The organism is Virgibacillus sp. SK37 (genome assembly GCF_000725285.1).
Lineage (GTDB): Bacteria > Bacillota > Bacilli > Bacillales > Amphibacillaceae > Virgibacillus_Q.
Map to the genome: position 1 here is coordinate 3,694,528 of NZ_CP007161.1, position 16,274 is coordinate 3,710,801.

Genomic DNA, 16,274 nt, shown 5'->3' on the forward strand with positions numbered 1-16,274 from the left:
AACACCGAGGCCCCTGGCAATAAAAGTGTGCATCGGTGTTGCTTTTTATGCAGGGAGGAAGGGCTTAACCGTTCTCGTCTTTGACAACATGATTAGAAGCACGATGAAGTTAGTGCAAAGGCCGCTTTTAGTCGGCCTACCCTCCTAATAACTTTTAAAAAAAGAACATAGTATAAAAACAACCTTGTAACCTTTCTATGAAAAGGCTGCAAGGTTATTTTGTTACTCTGGTGACTGCTCTTACAGACGTAAGGGACATTGGGAGCGCGAAATCGCACGGCAATGTCTTTCATGATGCTGATGACGGACATTCAGGCTCCAAAACCACACGGGAATGTCTTTCATAAGCGGAATGCCGGTCATCAATTACTTTTAAAGGCATTCATTCACTGTCATTATTTGTTTTTTTATCCGCCAACAGCGCTTTGATTTCCCGCAGCTCTTGTTTAATTTCAGCGTTTTCATTATATAAACGATCCATCTGTCCGCCTCTGTTGTCCTCCTCCTCTTGACCCAGGTAACTTAAGATCACAGCAACAATCAAGTTCAAAATAACCAATGCACCAATAATGATAAACGAAACAAAATAGACCCATGCCCACGGTACCTCGCTCATAACCGGCCGAGCAACCTGACTTGCCCACGATTCAAAAGTAACTACCTGCAATAAGGTAAACAGTGACGTATGGAAGCTGCCAAAAAACTCTCCAGGTAGCACATCCCTAAAATAAGTCGTTCCAATAATCGCATAAATAGAGAAAATCAGCATGGACAGCCCGAGTATCCCAGTCAGTGCAGGGATAGATTTCATAAGGGAATCAACAATCTTTCGTAACGCAGGGATGGCGGGAATCATCCGGAGTAATCTTAGCACCCGCAGTAATCGCATCACACTAACAAATGGAGTAGTATAAAACACTAGACTCCCTGCTACAATGACAAAGTCAAAAATATTCCATTTCTTTGAGAAGTAGCCCTTCACACCAAGCCCAATCATTTTAAGCAAAAGCTCCACGACAAAGACCCAGATAATAATCCGATCCACTGCTTGCAAAAAAGTATTTCCAATAAAATAAGTCTCTGCGGTAATGACGATCCCGTTTAAAACAATAATCGCAATAACAGCAGATTGAAAATTTTTACGCTGTACCAATTTTTTTATAGTAGCTCTAAAATCACTTTTCTTCATGTTCGAATCTTCTTCTATATCATTCAACTCATTTTACCTCATTTCAGTTTGTTCGACTTTCATAATAGATTCTCTTCGCTTCTTTTCTATTTTATTATGGTTTTATAATTTAAGGCAATTAATAACGAAACATATGATAATATGGTAATTATTAGTAGATGGAAGAGGTGAAATTATGAAGACAGGATTAAAAGCTAGTTCACCAAAGAAATATGCATCAGTAGAAAAAAATTATTGGTCACTTGCCGGATTATTGTTAGGAATATTTTCTTTCTTCTTAGTATGGGTAACCCCATTCATTCCCATGTTCGGTCTTATTACTTCAATAGTTGGAATTACCTTTTCCCGGCGAAAGCAATCTGGACTTGCCACAGGAATTATTGGTTTAGTTTTGAGTATAACTGTTTTGTCTTATATCAGTGGATCAGTATAAGCTACTTTCAAGCACTTATTCTTAATCATTTAAGCTGGACGGACACCTCCAACTACTGGAAGCTGTCCGTCTTTTTAAGCTCACCATAAGAAACTATTCCACCAATATCCCAGCTTTTTTCAAAGCATCACAGGCGGCATCCAGCTTTTCCTGCGTATCTGCCTCCAATGTATGAAGATGAATTCCATTCGTAAGGCTCGAAAGATAGACTGCATTCGTTTCCTGTATCCTTTCAATAAATCGGTTTGCTTCTGCCCGATTGCTTACCATGACAGATGCGGTCAGGTCCCCATAAACCGCGTGTTCAACAATGACATCCTTCACCTTAACTCCATGGTCCACAAAAATATTCAATTCTTCCTGTGTTTGCCCTGGTGTATGTTTGCACACAACAATTCGCTCCAGAAGACCTTGACTCTTTTGCTTGTCCAGCAGTACATACCCTTGACTTGTGGCCATAATTGGTTCTTTTTTTGCTTTTAATATTGAGACATCCTGCACAATTACCTGTCTGCTGACATTCGTTTTTCTTGCAAATTTACTGCCAGTAATCGGCTCCTCTGCATCGCGTAACAACTTCATAATTAGATTTTGCCTTTTTATTGATGACATTTTCTGTTCCTCATTCATTATGTAGCACCTTCCTGGTTCCGCAATTTCCTTATGCCATATATTATAGCAAAAAAACGCTTGCCTTTCGCTAAAAATTGTGTAAATATAGATGACAAGACACCTGTATACTTAATAATATAAAAATGTACTTTACATTTCAATTAGGAGTAGCAGCAAGAGGAAGACAGGGCTTTAAATGTGAAAAATATCACAATATCCGATAAGGGGTTTAGAAATGAACAAATTAAAACTACGAAATTTAGTAGAGCAATTTCTGATTGAGGACATAGGGGACACGGATATAACAAGTGAAACCATTTTCCCTCCAAAACAGCCAGGCCATGGCGTTTTTATCGCTAAAGATTCAGGGGTAGTGGCAGGTTTGGAGATCATTCAAGAAGCTTATATGCTTCTAAATCCTTCCATTACTGTAGAAGTATTTTTTCAAGACGGGGATCAAGTGAGGGGCGGAGATGTACTTGCCGAGGCGCACGGGCCAATTGTTCCGTTACTTGCCGGAGAGCGGGTTATCTTAAATCTTATCCAACGAATGAGCGGAATTGCGACTATTACAACAAGAAGCGTCAGCGAATTAAACGATCCATCCATACATATTTGTGACACACGAAAAACTACACCTGGCTTACGGATGTTCGATAAATATGCGGTGACATGCGGTGGTGGAAGGAACCATCGCTTCGGCCTGGAGCATGGGATAATGATTAAGGATAATCATATTTCATTTGCCGGCTCCATAACAAAAGCAGTCCATCAGGTGCGGGAAAAAGTCGGACATATGGTGAAAATTGAAGTGGAAACCGAAACGAAGGAAGAAGTCCTCGAAGCTGTGGAAGCAGGTGCTGACATTATTATGTTTGATAATCGTTCTCCTGCAGAAGTAATTCAATTCAACAAATATGTACCTGATTCTATTATTACAGAAGCGTCTGGTGGTATCACACTTGATAATTTGGCAACATATCAACACACAGGGGTAGATTATATTTCTTTGGGATTTCTAACCCACTCTGTAACTGCTTTGGACATTAGCTTACAAGTAAAACCAGGGCCAAAGAAATCATCAGCAAAGGAGCAATAGACAGATGATAATGAAGAGGAATAGTGTACTGCTGTCATTATTAATTCTATTTTTACTAACCGCATGTGGTACGTCAGAATCGGCTAGCTCTGAGCAAACAGAAGAAAAATATGAAAAGAATACAGCCCTTCATACCATCATAATCGGTGGAAGAACAGGGGGAGCATGGTCTGTTTTTACAGAAGGAATTGCTGAGTCCATTCGCAGAGAGCATGACGGATCCGTTATTACCGTGGAACCAGGCGGAATTGTAGAAAACCCACCAACTGTTGGAATGAATAAGGTGCCATATGGATTGTCCTATACGATGACAGCCTATGCCGCTTACAAAGGGGAAGAACCATATGACCAACCATATGAAGATATTCGCGCAGTAAGTGTTGTCATTCCTGCAAACTACTATCAGTTAGTTGCCAGAGCAGACTTGGAATATGACTCACTGAAAGAAATTGTAGAAAATAAAGCACCAATTCACTTGGCTGTAGATCAAAAAGGCTCTGCAGGTGAAATCATTACCAGAAAAATGCTCGGCGAGTATGGTGTAACGTATGAGGATATCATCGCTTGGGGCGGGTCAGTGGATCATTTAAGTGGTACAAAAACATTTGAACTGATGGCAGATAAACGAGTAGACGTAACAGGTGATGCAGTATCTGTACCTTCCAGTGATATATTGGAAGCATCCACTACCATTAATTTAAAAATGCTTACCTTGGAGCAACAGATCAATCAGCCTGTTGCAGAGGAGCTTGGAATGCTTACAGAGAAAATTCCAGCAGAAAGCTACTCATTTCTAAACGAAGATATAAACACCGTAAATACACCAGCTATTCTACTTGTGAACCAAAATGTATCCGAAAAGGAAGTTTATCAGGTTACAAAAGCTATTTATGAGAATTTGGATTATTTAAAAACCGTCCATAAGGAATTTGAAAATTTGTCTGGCGAAAACATGTTGGATGTAGGGGAGATCCCTCTACATCCTGGCGCAGTGAAGTTTTTTAAGGAAATGGGATGGATAGATAAATAGATTGTTTAGGGGCAAGATGGATAGAGTCCTATGGAATGAGGGGTTATTGTGAAGAAGACGTCTACTGGGATAATTTTAAAAGAGGGAAAACGCAGCTTAACAGAATTACGTTCACAACTATTTGTATGTATTGCTATCATTTTAAGCTTGTTTCAAATTTGGTCTGTCATTTTGGGGAAATTAAACCCGATGAACCAAATGGCTATTCACCTTGCACTCATATTAGGTTTGACCTTTTTAATGAAGTCCGCTCCGAAAAACAAAGCTGCTGTATTTTTTGATTATGTTGCAGTCCTGCTGGCATTGGCAGCCGGGGTGTACTACAGCCTTCATGCCGAGCGAATTGCTGTCCGCATTCCTATAATGGAGCCATTAACAAGTGCAGATATATTTTTTGGATTGGTATTCGTCCTGCTTAGTTTAGAGGCTGCCCGCAGGACGATCGGTTTACCGATAGTAATTATTTCATTAATCGGCATAGGTTATGCACGATGGGGACATTTTTTTGAGGGGATGCTTGGACATCGGCCTTTTACCACCGTGGAGGTGCTCGATGATCTGGCTTTTAGCTTGAATGGCCTCTGGGGGTCACCAATCTCTGTGGCAGCCTCCTTTGTCTTTATGTTTATTCTGTTTGGTGCCTTTTTGAATAAAGCAGGAGCTGGAGAATTCTTCTTTCAGCTTTCCACGGCCATTGCCGGAAGAACCAAAGGTGGCGCCGCAAAGGTAGCTGTGTTAGCAAGCGCCTTTTTCGGTTCTATTTCCGGGAGTCCAACTGCAAATGTCGTAACAACTGGAGCATTTACTATTCCAGTAAGCAAGAAAACTGGCTATAAGCCAACATTTGCTGCAGCGGTAGAAGCCGCAGCCTCTACAGGTGGGAGCATCCTGCCACCAATCATGGGGTCATCAGCCTTTTTAATGGCTGCCGTTACACAATTACCATATGAGGCAATTGTACTTGCAGCAATCGTTCCAGGAATACTTTATTATGTATCTTTATTAGCAATGGTACACTTTGAAGCATTACGCCTGGACCTTCCCAGAGCTTCCAAAGATTCTATTCCAAAAATTTCGGCCGTTTTAAAAGATGGCTGGCATTACTTCGTGCCATTAGTCGTGTTAATTACCTTTTTATTGGCAGGCGCTAGCGCTTCTCGAACAGGCTTCTACGGTATTATTTCCGTTATTCTTATTAGCTTTTTCAGAAAAAATACACGTATGGGCTGGAAGGGAATTACGGCAGCAATGATTGATGGCGCCAAATCAGCCATCCCCGTAACTACCGCCTGTGCCGCAGCAGGATTAGTTATCGCAGGGATTATGTCGACTGGGCTTGGCGGTAAATTAACAAGTATCGTGCTCGGGCTAACAGAGGGAATGCTTTTGCCAACCTTATTGCTCATTATGGTAATATGTATCATTCTCGGAATGGGCATGCCTGTTGCTGCTGCATATATCTTAACAGCAATGCTTGCAGCACCAGCCCTCATTGAACTGGGTGTACCTATCATGGCAGCACATTTATTCATTGTCTATTTCTCTATTTTTTCTGCAATCACGCCTCCGGTGGCAGTTGCTGCTTTTGCTGCAGCGGGAATTGCTGACGCCAATCCGAACAGGGTTGGCATAGAGGCTGTCAGACTTGGGCTGGTTGGCTTTATCGTGCCATTCCTGTTCGTTTTTGAACCTTCATTATTGTTAAATGGTTCGGTCGGGGGAATTCTTACTTCTGTACTCTCCGCCCTCCTCGGTGTCGTCATGCTCGCAGCTGGCTTAATCGGCTGGTTGATCAGAAAAGCAAGCATGCTTGAACGTGTGCTATTAATATCAATTGGTTTTTTCATGATGTATCCTGGGGTGATATCGGATTTAGTTGGGATAGGCTTCATAGGGGTTGTGGTTCTATTGCAGCAGAGACGTTCTCGCCGAGCTCCCAGCATGCGTGAAAAGCAAGCCCTTGAGAAAGTGTATAACTGAATGTAAGCGTGGGTGGAAGGTTTTGGCGGGGGCCGGAGATTTGAGATGGAATGATGAGGGATTGATGATGGACAGTTGAAAGCTGTAGGGAGAATCTATTAAACTGCATCTCTGAATGTCCGACTTATGCCTGATGATAGACATTGTCAGGCATTTTCACGCTCCCAATGTCCGTCATCTCACTCATGATAGACATTCACACCCAGTTTCACTCTCCCAATGTCCGTCATCTCACTCATGATAGACATTCTCACGCGGTTTCACGCTCCCAATGTCCGTCATCTCACTCATGATAGACATTCACACCCAGTTTCACTCTCCCAATGTCCGTCATCAGCCCCATGCCAGGAATTCTTTCAAGATCTTTTCATGACTTTTAACGAGGGGCGTTGGTAATTCATTCGGGTGAAAAAATGCTAAATGAATAGATTCCGTTGCATCCATCGTTAAGTCTCCTGTATAAGTTTCTGAAGAATAAGCAACGGTTACGACGTAAAATTCGTCCCCATTTTCATTCTCCTTCCATAATTCTTTTCGCAACCTCACTGCTCCCAATTTCCAAGCACTCCTTTAACAAGGCTCACTAGCCCTCTTAACAACCAAATAACTAATCTGATTGGCAGGAACAGCAATTCCGGTATCCAGCTGATTATATCAGAAATGACTTCTGCTCTTCGCATACGTCTGTCTTCTTTTCTTTCTTTCATAGCCAAAACCTTACCCCTCCATTTCCGGTTAGCATCTATTCTTTTTTACGCTTCCCGGAAGATTAGGTTTCGTTTTTTGATTATAATAACAATAATGAATGATAATTCTTTTTAATGGAAAAATGGAAAGGAGCATATAAATCTTATGCATCTGTGAAGAAATTTGGTAATATGAGAACAGAAGAAAAATGAGCGCCACTTGCTCTTAAAAATGGCAGCTTGGCAATATACTTCCACTATAAAGGAGTAAGAATAACAATGGCGGATTGGAATCAAAGATTATATACATATATTTTAGATAAAACAGAAAAGATTACAGACGAATGGCTTGCACTTCGCGATCATGCGGCAGACTCCATTTACTCGATCGATGCCGGATCCGAAGCAGAACAGACACTTCGTAAGCAGAATAGAATGACAAACCACACCGTTGCCAGTAGTCTTATCAGTGCTGAAGGTGAGTTTGAAGAAAATAAGATAGAGTGGGCACATATGGTTGCTGAAAGCAGGGTTGCCAGCAACACACCATTTCCTGATGTCATCGATGCACTTAGCAGGGTCAGAAAGGTTTTTGGTTGGCAAATTGAACGATTTGTAAATGAGCAGGAAGAAACAATTCCCACAGATGTCATCTTAAAATGGGGTGAGACGATTCACTTAGCATTTGACGAGTTAAATATTGCATTTACCCGTACATATGCAGAACTGATGAACACCCGACTTTCAGCCCAACAGAGCCTTATTGATGAGCTCGGCGCACCTATTATTAAGCTCAATGATACCATTGGAGTACTGCCGGTGATTGGAGAAATTGATACTTTCAGGGCCAGGAAGATCGCAGAGGTAGTCCCTAATAAATGCATGGAAGAGGAGATTACCAGATTATTTATTGACTTATCAGGGGTTTCTGTCATCGATACAATGGTAGCTAATCAAATTTTTCAAGTGACACAAGTTTTAAATTTGCTGGGAATTGAAGTTACTTTTACAGGAATTCGCCCGGAGATTGCCCAGACATCTGTACAGCTGGGACTTGATTTTTCTAAGATGACTACTTTCAGCTCGTTGCAGCAAGCATTAAGAAAAGAACGCTACGTACTTACCGAAGCAGAATAAGAACCCAGGCACACCCTCGCTCAAGCAAATGAGAACTCCCGCTTGGGCTTTTTATATACCAAAAGAGGCTGGAAGATCATAATTCTTCCAGCCTCTTTCTACTATTTGCTCAAATCAATTTTTTTACTTAACATATATACAAAAAAGCCACCAACCGTCATGGATAATAATTCTCCAAGTCCTACGGTAAGCCATGTGTAAAAGAACGGCAAATCAAGCATAATTGATAGTTGTCCAGCAACTGTAAACATAGATAATGCAAAAATTACAGCAGTTACTGCCATCTTTACTATTTGATTTGAAATGTTTTTCGTAGCAGCACGGCATAAAATTAGTACTAAAAATGTTGCAAGTCCACCAATAGGTACATCGAGCATCCATGTAGGTGACATAAAATTGGCAAACACTACGCCTAATGTTACAGCAAGGACATATCGTTTATGATAGAGTGCGAGATAATTGAACATCTCTGACATTCTTAACTGGATCGCCCCAAAACTAAATACTGCAAACCAGGCTGTAACAACTACATATAACGCTACAATGAGCGCTACTTTGGTTAGTTCACTGACGGATGTGGTAACCGACGTGTTTGAAATCGTTTTATTCAATTTACTATCTCCTTTGTAAGACAGTTTCCTACTGTCTTAGTAATAACTACGACCAAAGGAAGACCAAGTGCCGTAGTGCAGACCTTAGCAAGCCTGCCTGCCTATTATAGCAAACTATTTTAAATGCGAATAGACATTCTTTACTTTATTGTCCAGCCACCGTCCATTGGCATGACTGCACCATGTATGTAATCTGCTGCATTACTTGCCAAAAAAAGCGTCAGACCAGCAACCTCCTCTGGTTGAGCCCATCGCCCTGCAGGTGTTTCACTTGCTACCCATTCGGCCATCGCACCATCTCCAGCAAAATCTGCTGCATTCATTGGTGTTTGAATAGCTCCCGGTGCTATCGCATTTGCGCGAATCCCTTCACGGCAATAATCCAAATCAAGCTGTTTGGTATAACCTATAATGGCATGCTTGGAAGCTGTATAAGCAGCTCCTCCACCCCCAGCTATAAGCCCTGCAATCGAAGCCATATTCACGATGACACCAGAAGCATTTTCTATCATATGGGGAAGAATGGCATTCGTCACAAAGTAGGTGCCTTTTATGTTTGTATTCATAATCCGGTCCCATAATGCTTCATCCGTATCCAATGTTTTTGCATAGCCATCCAGCACACCAGCCGTATTTAATAAAATATCAATTCTGCCAAATTCGGCTAAAGCATGTTGGACCGCTTTTTCAACGGCTTTCTTTTCTGCAACACTGCCCTCGATAAAAGCAAATCGACCTTCATATTGCTGAAAAATTTCGTTTAATCCCTTTTCAACGAGATCAAAACCAACTACATTTGCACCGTTTTCTAAAAAATCCAATGCTTGCGCCCGGCCAATCCCTGAAGCTGCGCCGGTTACAAATACTGTTTTTCCGTTAAACTCAGGAAATCTCATCTTGCTTTCCATTGGCGATCTGTATCCTGCTCAACAATCTGCCAATCGTCAGCAAGAATATCGCAAACGGTGGGACTGAACATGGTGTAACCCTCGCCCTCCACATTAATTAAAAAATATGGGTTCAATTTCTCACCATCATGCTCTGTTTCACCAACGAGCTTCACATAGAGTTCAGGACCGCCCCATCCCTGGCGAATCACCTTTTTCCCTACCTTTACTTGTGGTAGTATCTCTTCAAATGTCATGCTTATCCATCCTTCCTTCATTCAAGTCTTCTGTCATGTTAGTATAGGGCATGAAAAACGAGAAAGCAATGGAAGGAACGCAATCTCACGCTTATACAAACCCAAGTTCTTTTGCTTCAAAGAGCAATTCTTTCCTGAAAGCAGGATGGGCAATATCAATTAGTGCTCTCGTGCCTTCTCTAATCCCCTTCCCACGTAGTTTCACTACACCATACTCTGTTACAGTATACAGCAACACCGTCTTCGGACTTGGTTATAAGGTTAACGCCTTCATGTCTTGAGGGTTGCATAATTTCTTTTTAATTGCTCACAATATCTATAGCAGTTATCCTCACTCTCCAATATTTCTCCACCATTAGTATAAAAGTTTTAAAACATGAATAGTGGAACTTCTTCCCCCGCATAAAAACTTGGCATTAAGGGTAAGAAATGAATAGACAGTTTTTATGGGAGGTTACATAGTGGAAACAAAGATGAATAAAGGAATTATCACCGCATTAGCATCTATTGGGATCGCGCAAGGGCTTAAGATCCTTACACATAAAAGGCTGACAGGGAAATGGGATATCAAGCAGGCAGCAACGACAGGCGGGATGCCGAGTTCCCATTCCGCGGGGGTTTCTGCATTGGCAACGTATATTGCTGCAAATAAGGGCTCGCGCCATACGGAAACTGCGCTAGCTACCGTATTTGGAGTGATTGTAATGTATGATGCACAAGGGATTCGCCGGCATACTGGGGAAATTGCTCAGCTTGTTAATGAGTTAGAGGATAAATTTGCTGATCTTTCAGGTGAATTTCCTAGCTTTGAGTTTGTTGCCAAAGAGAAGGAATTAAAAGAAATTCTTGGCCATCAACCGCTGGAAGTATTGGGTGGTGCATTACTGGGTATAACGCTTGGGTTCATCTCTGCAAAGTATGAAGACAGTAAAGAGGGTACACGTGCGCAATAACTATTGCGCTGTGTACCCTCTTTTCACATGTATTGAACTGAATTAAGCTTGTCTCTTTAGTCAGCCACCCTCGCACATTGGACTACCGCTTCTTCCAGCACATCGATTCCTGCTAAAATATCGTCCAGCTCCGTAAATTCATTGGGATGGTGACTAAGCCCATCTACAGAAGGAACAAAAATAAGGCCAACAGGGCAAAGCGTTGCCATATTCATTGCATCATGACCAGCTCCACTATGCATCTGCTGGTATGGAAGTGCTTTTTCTTCACAAATAGTTTCTAAATTATGATTCATTTCTGCCGATAATTGAACAGGCTCTTCCGAAGCGATTTCAACCGTTTCGATATCCAGTTCTCTTTCCGCTCGGATCCTGGCAATAGCATCATGCACATGATCAGCTACTCGTTGTCTTGAATCCAAGCAAGTGGAACGAATATCAATTTTAAGTTCTACCTCGCCTGGCACGATGTTCATCGCTCCATTAGGTAAATTCAAGTACCCAATAGTAGCAACCGTTCCAGCAGCTTCCTCACGCTTCGCAGCTCGCTCCAGCGCGAGAGATAACTCAGCTGCTCCAAGAAGTGCATCTTTTCTCATGTTCATTGGCGTAGTGCCTGAGTGGGAAGCCTTGCCGAGCATCTTTACTGAAAACCGAATTGGTGCAGCAATTCCAGTGACAATACCGATTTTTTTCTTGTTGTTTATTAATACAGGTCCTTGTTCTACATGCAATTCGAAAAAGGCTTTTATCTTCTCATCTGCCCTGCTTGCCTGATCAATTTGGTCATAATCCAACGCACATAAAGAAAATGCCTTTTCAACCGTAATCCCATCACGGTCTTTGAGATGCCTATATTTCTCTTTTTCCAGTGCTCCTGTCATTGCTTTACTGCCAAGCGTGGAGACACCAAAGCGAGCAGATTCCTCACAGGCAAAGGAAATAATCTCGATGGGATGCTCTGTCATGATGTTGTTTTCATTCATACGCCTTACCACTTCCAGTGCAGCCGTAACGCCAACTGTCCCGTCATAGCGTCCTCCCTGATAAACCGTATCCAAATGTGACCCCATGAGAACAGGCGGAAGCTCATTATTTCTGCCTTGTCTCCGTGCAATCATATTTCCAGTTGGATCCAGACGTACCTCCATGCCCTCCGCAATACACAGACGCATAAAGGCATGTGTGCATGTTTGTTCCAGATCCGTATAGGCGATTCTTGTAATCCCTTTATCTCCAGAATTATATTGATTCACTTTATTCAGTAATAATTGATATCTATGTTTTTGTGCCATAACCAAACTCCCCGACAAATATTTCTGTATCTTTATTATAGCGGGAAAAGAGGGGATTGTCCTTGTGACAAAGTATAAACATGATATTTTGAATATCTCCTTTTTCTTCTATTTCCGTGATAAATTACCTATACCAGAACCTGACCCTTACATATTGTAGTTATATAGGTTTAGAAATGAGGTGCAAAACAATGAGCAAAAGATCGCTAAATACCGATTATCCCCACTGGAATGAGCTTCCGTATGCAGGGGAAACGAAGCCACCCAACGATCCAGAAGCTCCTTTTGCTGGTAGCTGGACAACATACTTTATTCGATATCAACAGAATGAATGGGTATCAGCCTTCAATGGAAAGACGATTCACTTTAAAATTCGTCATCCTGAGTCGATCGACTGGTATAAACAATTAGCTGTTGTACAACGAACGCAGCGAAAGTTAACGAGGGAACAAAAAACAATTGCCACATACTGGGGATCAGGAGTAGCTACTAAGCAATGGACACCGATTGCAGATCAACTAATCGATTCCTATGGCGTAGAGGCTCCGAGGGGCGCAAGAATATTAGCAGCACTGCATGCGGCAATAAATGATGCATTCGTTTTAACATGGTCTTATAAATTCAAATGGTTTGTCGCCCGTCCAAACCAATTAGATCACAACCTGGCAACCTTCCTTTGTACGCCGAGACACCCTTCTTATCCATCTGGTCATGCGGCTGTTGCCGGTGCTGCGGAAACTGTGCTTTCATACTTTTTCCCTGCAGAAAGACGTCGTCTGCACGAGCTAGCTGAAGAAGCTGCACAATCCCGTTTATATGCAGGGGTCCATTTCCCAGTAGATAATGAGCAGGGCTTGCGACTGGGAAGACAGGTAGGAGAGCTTGCTGTGGATCAATTACGCGAGGAAAGAGATACAGAGGATCATAACATTGATACACCATACAGATATTCCGCAAATGTAAAACTAACTCCGCCACCGTATGAACAAGTTATTCCATTTGAATTTGATGATCACTGCGATTCCTTGACTATGAACGAGGATTATAGAGAGAAAAAGTCAGCCCCAACAGCAAACAAGCACAAGCCAAAGCTATTTTACTAGTAGAAAATAGAAGCACAATATCGGGGGTGAGGCTCTTTTTTACAACTAATTCAGTGCTCAATGCTTTTGTCCATTAACCATCTATATCAATAAAAAAACGCAGACTTCATATCTGCGTTTTTTTCGTATCTATTAATTATACAATCCTTCATCCTCCAGCTTTTTCTTTCCTTTGAAAGCAAGCGTAACAAGGACAATATTAATAATTAGCATTGCAATAATTGAATACAATACAAGTGTGTAACTTCCTGTTAAATCATAGACATAACCATAACCAGGCAATGCTACAACACCTGCAACTGCTAAACCAATTCCAATAGATGCATAGATTTGACTATATTCTTTATTACCAAAGATAGAAGAGGTTAGCAATGGTCCTAATGTTCCAATAGATGCTGTTACAAAACCAAAAATACCAATTGCTAATGTGAAGATAGCCGCATTTCCTGGGACAAAGATTAATAAACTAACAGCTACAATTCCGCTTAGCATAGAGATGATTGCCGTATTTTTCGCGCCAATTTTATCTGACATAAAGCCAAACGCAAGAGCTCCAACGAGCATACCTACCATGAAAGCACCCATTACTTTTCCTGCGAAATCAACCTCGTAGCCGATTCCCATCGCATATGGTCCAATATGCTGTGCAAAACTCCCAATTGCTGTCATAAAGAACAAGAACAGAAGCATGGAGTAAAATGCCAATGATTTCTTAGCATCCGCCATGGTTACCCCACGCTCTGCCGGCTGAGACTTCTTTTCACTCTCCGGAACCTGAAGCATGCCATATGGTAACAAGCCTTTTTCCTCTGGCTTCTTTCTAATAAATAATAATATAACAGGAACTACGATAATAATCGCCGCCACACCTAAAATGATGTAAGCTTGGCGCCAGCCCTGTTCACCTATTAAGCTTCCGGCTAATGGTTGAATGAACGCACCGAACAAGCCAACCGCTGCCATCATGATACCCATTGCCAGTCCATTTTTTTCTTTAAACCAACGATTAATTAATACTGGGCCTGCCATTGTCGTAACGAAAATTGCTCCAAACGCCATCGGCACAGAAAGGACATACCAGCCCCACACAGAATCCATCAAGCCAAATAATGCAAAGGACCCTGCTTGTAAAATAATTGCGACAATTAATAACCCACGAATATCATATTTAGCCATCATTTTCCCTGCCAATGGCAAGAAAAGCATTGTAACAATAGAAGAAATACTAAGATAGATAGATAAGTTCCCAATTCCGATTCCTAAATCCTGTGACACCGGTGACAAAAATAATCCACCAGCATTATTTATTCCCCCACGTGCCAGTCCAATCATAATCGATAAGCCTAATAAGACCCACCATGCAAAATGTATTTTCCCTTTTGTTCCCCGCATAATATATTCTCCCTTTAATAATCCACAAGCCAGTCTTCACTGACTTGTGGATCTATATGTTTTATTATTTAACGAAGCTGAATGGATCCTCCGTCCACCATGATCGTTTGCCCTGTAATATAATCGGAATCCTCACTTGCTAAGAAAACAGCTACTCTACCGATATCTTCTTCAATTTCACCTGCTCTTCTTAATGGAATACCGGAAAGCATTCTTTGGTAATATTCCGGGTTAGCCTCTGCCCACTGAATCATTCCTTCAGATTTAGCAATTGGAGAGATAATGTTTACATTAATACCATATGGACCGAATTCATTTGCAGCAACACGTGTAATTCCGCGAATAGCCTCTTTTGCAGCTGCATAAGAGCCTTGGTTTACATCGCCTTTAATACCAGCGCCTGATGCGAAGTTAATAATTTTTCCTTTTGTTTCCTTCAAGTAAGGAAGTGCTGCCTGCATAAAGTAGAAGGTCGGATAAAATCCGGTATTAAAGGACAGATCCAATTCCTTTTGAGTTGTATCTTCAATAGAAGCCATTTTGGATGCGTGTGCATTATTTACAAGAATATCAATCGTACCCAATTGATCTGCAACCTGCTTTACCACTCCTGCAAGCTTATCATGCTCCATTAGATTTGCTTGGATAAACATACATTCCGGTTGGTACTCCTGAAGTTTTTTAACCGTTTTTTGCCCTGCTTCTTCGTTAAGGTCGACAATAGCAACCTTTGCGCCTTCTTTAACAAAAGCCGTTGCCATTCCACTACCAATACCACCAGCACCACCAGTAATTATTGCAACCTTGCCTTGTAATTTACCCATTTATATCTCCCCTTTTTTCGTTAAATCTATTATCTGCATTTCCATCATATAATGCATTGACTAACAAATCAATCAATAAAATTTTGATGAATTTAAGCTAGAGCTCCTTTTATTTTTTCACTAATGCTATAATAAATGCATTATAGTTACATGTTTTAAATAAAGTGAGGCAAAAAAAATGGCTAGAAGTGAAGAACAATTTAAAAAGATACGTGATCAACGATATGAGGAAATTAGTAATGCTGCATTAAAGATTTTCGCCCGTAAAGGGTTTGCAGGTACAAAAATAAGTGATATTACCTCCTCCATCAATCTCAGTCACGGATTGTTATATCATTATTTCAAATCCAAGGAAGAAATTTATGTGGCTCTTATTACAAACGTACTAGAGTTATTTAGCCAAGCGGTTGAGGAGGCAGAAAGTAATAACGGCACACCATATGATAAGCTCCGCTGGCTGACAGAGCTTACATTTAAGGGAGATTTTGATGTGGCATTAGATCGACACATGCTTCTTATGGAGGCAATGCAAGCAGATTTCCTTTCTCAGGATACGAAAGAACGAATTGTAGAGCAATATACAGAGGCATTAAAGGGTATTGGCAGAATTATTTTTGACGGGCAGCAGACTGGCATATTTCGCGATGGGGATCAAATGGAGCTGGCAGCTTACTATATATCTCTATCTCAAGGAATTACACTGTGGAATGCCAAGGGATTGTATCCCATTCGTGTATCTGCAGATATGGTATTGGATCCGTTAATGAAGCGGGCTTAAAAGGACAA

General features: G+C 41.3%; 19 protein-coding genes. 8 read left to right on the forward strand and 11 right to left on the reverse strand.

What is annotated here, in order from left to right; translation table 11 throughout:
• Positions 1–382: 382 nt before the first annotated feature.
• Positions 383–1,216, reverse strand: a complete 834-nt coding sequence (locus X953_RS18220) for an ion transporter (protein WP_084715740.1) — start codon at positions 1,214–1,216, stop codon at positions 383–385.
• A 148-nt stretch (positions 1,217–1,364) separates the two neighbouring features.
• On the opposite strand from X953_RS18220, the gene X953_RS18225 reads away from it, so the two are divergent.
• A complete protein-coding gene (locus X953_RS18225) occupies positions 1,365–1,622 on the forward strand; it encodes a hypothetical protein (protein WP_040956811.1) in 258 nt (85 codons plus the stop codon).
• A gap of 93 nt (positions 1,623–1,715) precedes the next feature.
• Here the strand turns inward: X953_RS18225 and X953_RS18230 are convergent, their stop codons facing one another.
• The gene (locus X953_RS18230) at positions 1,716–2,252 is read right to left on the reverse strand and encodes a transcription repressor NadR (protein WP_040956812.1); all 537 of its coding nucleotides are present in this window, start codon (positions 2,250–2,252) and stop codon (positions 1,716–1,718) included.
• Between the two features lie 217 nt (positions 2,253–2,469).
• Here X953_RS18230 and nadC point away from each other — a divergent pair, with 217 nt between their 5' ends.
• From nadC to X953_RS18245, 3 genes are read left to right on the forward strand one after another with little or no spacing between them, the layout of a single operon-like run.
• Positions 2,470–3,333 (forward strand): carboxylating nicotinate-nucleotide diphosphorylase, encoded by an 864-nt coding sequence (gene nadC / locus X953_RS18235; protein ID WP_040956813.1) that lies wholly within the window; start codon positions 2,470–2,472, stop codon positions 3,331–3,333.
• Positions 3,334–3,337: 4 nt separating this feature from the next.
• Positions 3,338–4,363, forward strand: coding sequence for a TAXI family TRAP transporter solute-binding subunit (locus X953_RS18240; RefSeq protein WP_040956814.1), 1,026 nt, complete (start codon positions 3,338–3,340; stop codon positions 4,361–4,363).
• Positions 4,364–4,411: 48 nt separating this feature from the next.
• Positions 4,412–6,343, forward strand: a complete 1,932-nt coding sequence (locus X953_RS18245) for a TRAP transporter permease (protein WP_052350203.1) — start codon at positions 4,412–4,414, stop codon at positions 6,341–6,343.
• A 333-nt stretch (positions 6,344–6,676) separates the two neighbouring features.
• On the opposite strand, the gene X953_RS18250 is transcribed toward X953_RS18245, so the two are convergent.
• Both X953_RS18250 and X953_RS19930 read right to left on the reverse strand, forming a co-directional pair.
• Entirely contained in the window at positions 6,677–6,883 is a 207-nt protein-coding gene (locus tag X953_RS18250) for a hypothetical protein (protein WP_198023297.1), read from the reverse strand.
• Positions 6,884–6,885: 2 nt separating this feature from the next.
• Positions 6,886–7,056, reverse strand: coding sequence for a hypothetical protein (locus X953_RS19930; protein ID WP_156958519.1), 171 nt, complete (start codon positions 7,054–7,056; stop codon positions 6,886–6,888).
• Positions 7,057–7,308: 252 nt separating this feature from the next.
• On the opposite strand from X953_RS19930, the gene X953_RS18255 reads away from it, so the two are divergent.
• Positions 7,309–8,166, forward strand: coding sequence for an STAS domain-containing protein (locus X953_RS18255; RefSeq protein ID WP_040956815.1), 858 nt, complete (start codon positions 7,309–7,311; stop codon positions 8,164–8,166).
• 101 nt (positions 8,167–8,267) lie between these two features.
• Here X953_RS18255 and X953_RS18260 read toward each other — a convergent pair whose 3' ends face one another.
• The 4 genes from X953_RS18260 to X953_RS19650 form a co-directional block, all read right to left on the reverse strand.
• Complete coding sequence (locus X953_RS18260; RefSeq protein ID WP_040956816.1) at positions 8,268–8,777, reverse strand: QueT transporter family protein; 510 nt, start codon at positions 8,775–8,777, stop codon at positions 8,268–8,270.
• A 140-nt stretch (positions 8,778–8,917) separates the two neighbouring features.
• Positions 8,918–9,685 (reverse strand): 3-oxoacyl-ACP reductase, encoded by a 768-nt coding sequence (locus tag X953_RS18265; RefSeq protein ID WP_232217752.1) that lies wholly within the window; start codon positions 9,683–9,685, stop codon positions 8,918–8,920.
• Positions 9,670–9,921 carry a DUF2829 domain-containing protein gene (locus X953_RS18270; RefSeq protein WP_040956817.1) on the reverse strand — a complete coding sequence of 84 codons (252 nt, stop codon included), beginning with the start codon at positions 9,919–9,921 and terminating at the stop codon, positions 9,670–9,672. Before X953_RS18270 ends, X953_RS18265 begins: the two co-directional genes overlap by 16 nt.
• A 91-nt stretch (positions 9,922–10,012) precedes the next feature.
• Positions 10,013–10,159, reverse strand: coding sequence for an acetyl-CoA hydrolase/transferase C-terminal domain-containing protein (locus X953_RS19650; RefSeq protein ID WP_084715742.1), 147 nt, complete (start codon positions 10,157–10,159; stop codon positions 10,013–10,015).
• Positions 10,160–10,394: 235 nt separating this feature from the next.
• Here X953_RS19650 and X953_RS18275 point away from each other — a divergent pair, with 235 nt between their 5' ends.
• Positions 10,395–10,874 (forward strand): divergent PAP2 family protein, encoded by a 480-nt coding sequence (locus tag X953_RS18275; protein WP_040957233.1) that lies wholly within the window; start codon positions 10,395–10,397, stop codon positions 10,872–10,874.
• A 56-nt stretch (positions 10,875–10,930) separates the two neighbouring features.
• Here X953_RS18275 and X953_RS18280 read toward each other — a convergent pair whose 3' ends face one another.
• Positions 10,931–12,169, reverse strand: coding sequence for a Zn-dependent hydrolase (locus tag X953_RS18280; protein ID WP_040956818.1), 1,239 nt, complete (start codon positions 12,167–12,169; stop codon positions 10,931–10,933).
• Positions 12,170–12,360: 191 nt separating this feature from the next.
• On the opposite strand from X953_RS18280, the gene X953_RS18285 reads away from it, so the two are divergent.
• A complete protein-coding gene (locus X953_RS18285; protein WP_040956819.1) occupies positions 12,361–13,272 on the forward strand; it encodes a vanadium-dependent haloperoxidase in 912 nt (303 codons plus the stop codon).
• A gap of 132 nt (positions 13,273–13,404) precedes the next feature.
• Here X953_RS18285 and X953_RS18290 read toward each other — a convergent pair whose 3' ends face one another.
• Both X953_RS18290 and X953_RS18295 read right to left on the reverse strand, forming a co-directional pair.
• Complete coding sequence (locus tag X953_RS18290; protein ID WP_040956820.1) at positions 13,405–14,664, reverse strand: MFS transporter; 1,260 nt, start codon at positions 14,662–14,664, stop codon at positions 13,405–13,407.
• Positions 14,665–14,732: 68 nt separating this feature from the next.
• Positions 14,733–15,488: an SDR family NAD(P)-dependent oxidoreductase gene (locus X953_RS18295; protein WP_040956821.1), complete on the reverse strand. Its 756-nt coding sequence runs from the start codon at positions 15,486–15,488 to the stop codon at positions 14,733–14,735.
• Between the two features lie 178 nt (positions 15,489–15,666).
• Here X953_RS18295 and X953_RS18300 point away from each other — a divergent pair, with 178 nt between their 5' ends.
• The gene (locus X953_RS18300) at positions 15,667–16,266 is read left to right on the forward strand and encodes a TetR/AcrR family transcriptional regulator (RefSeq protein WP_040956822.1); all 600 of its coding nucleotides are present in this window, start codon (positions 15,667–15,669) and stop codon (positions 16,264–16,266) included.
• Positions 16,267–16,274 lie beyond the last annotated feature (8 nt).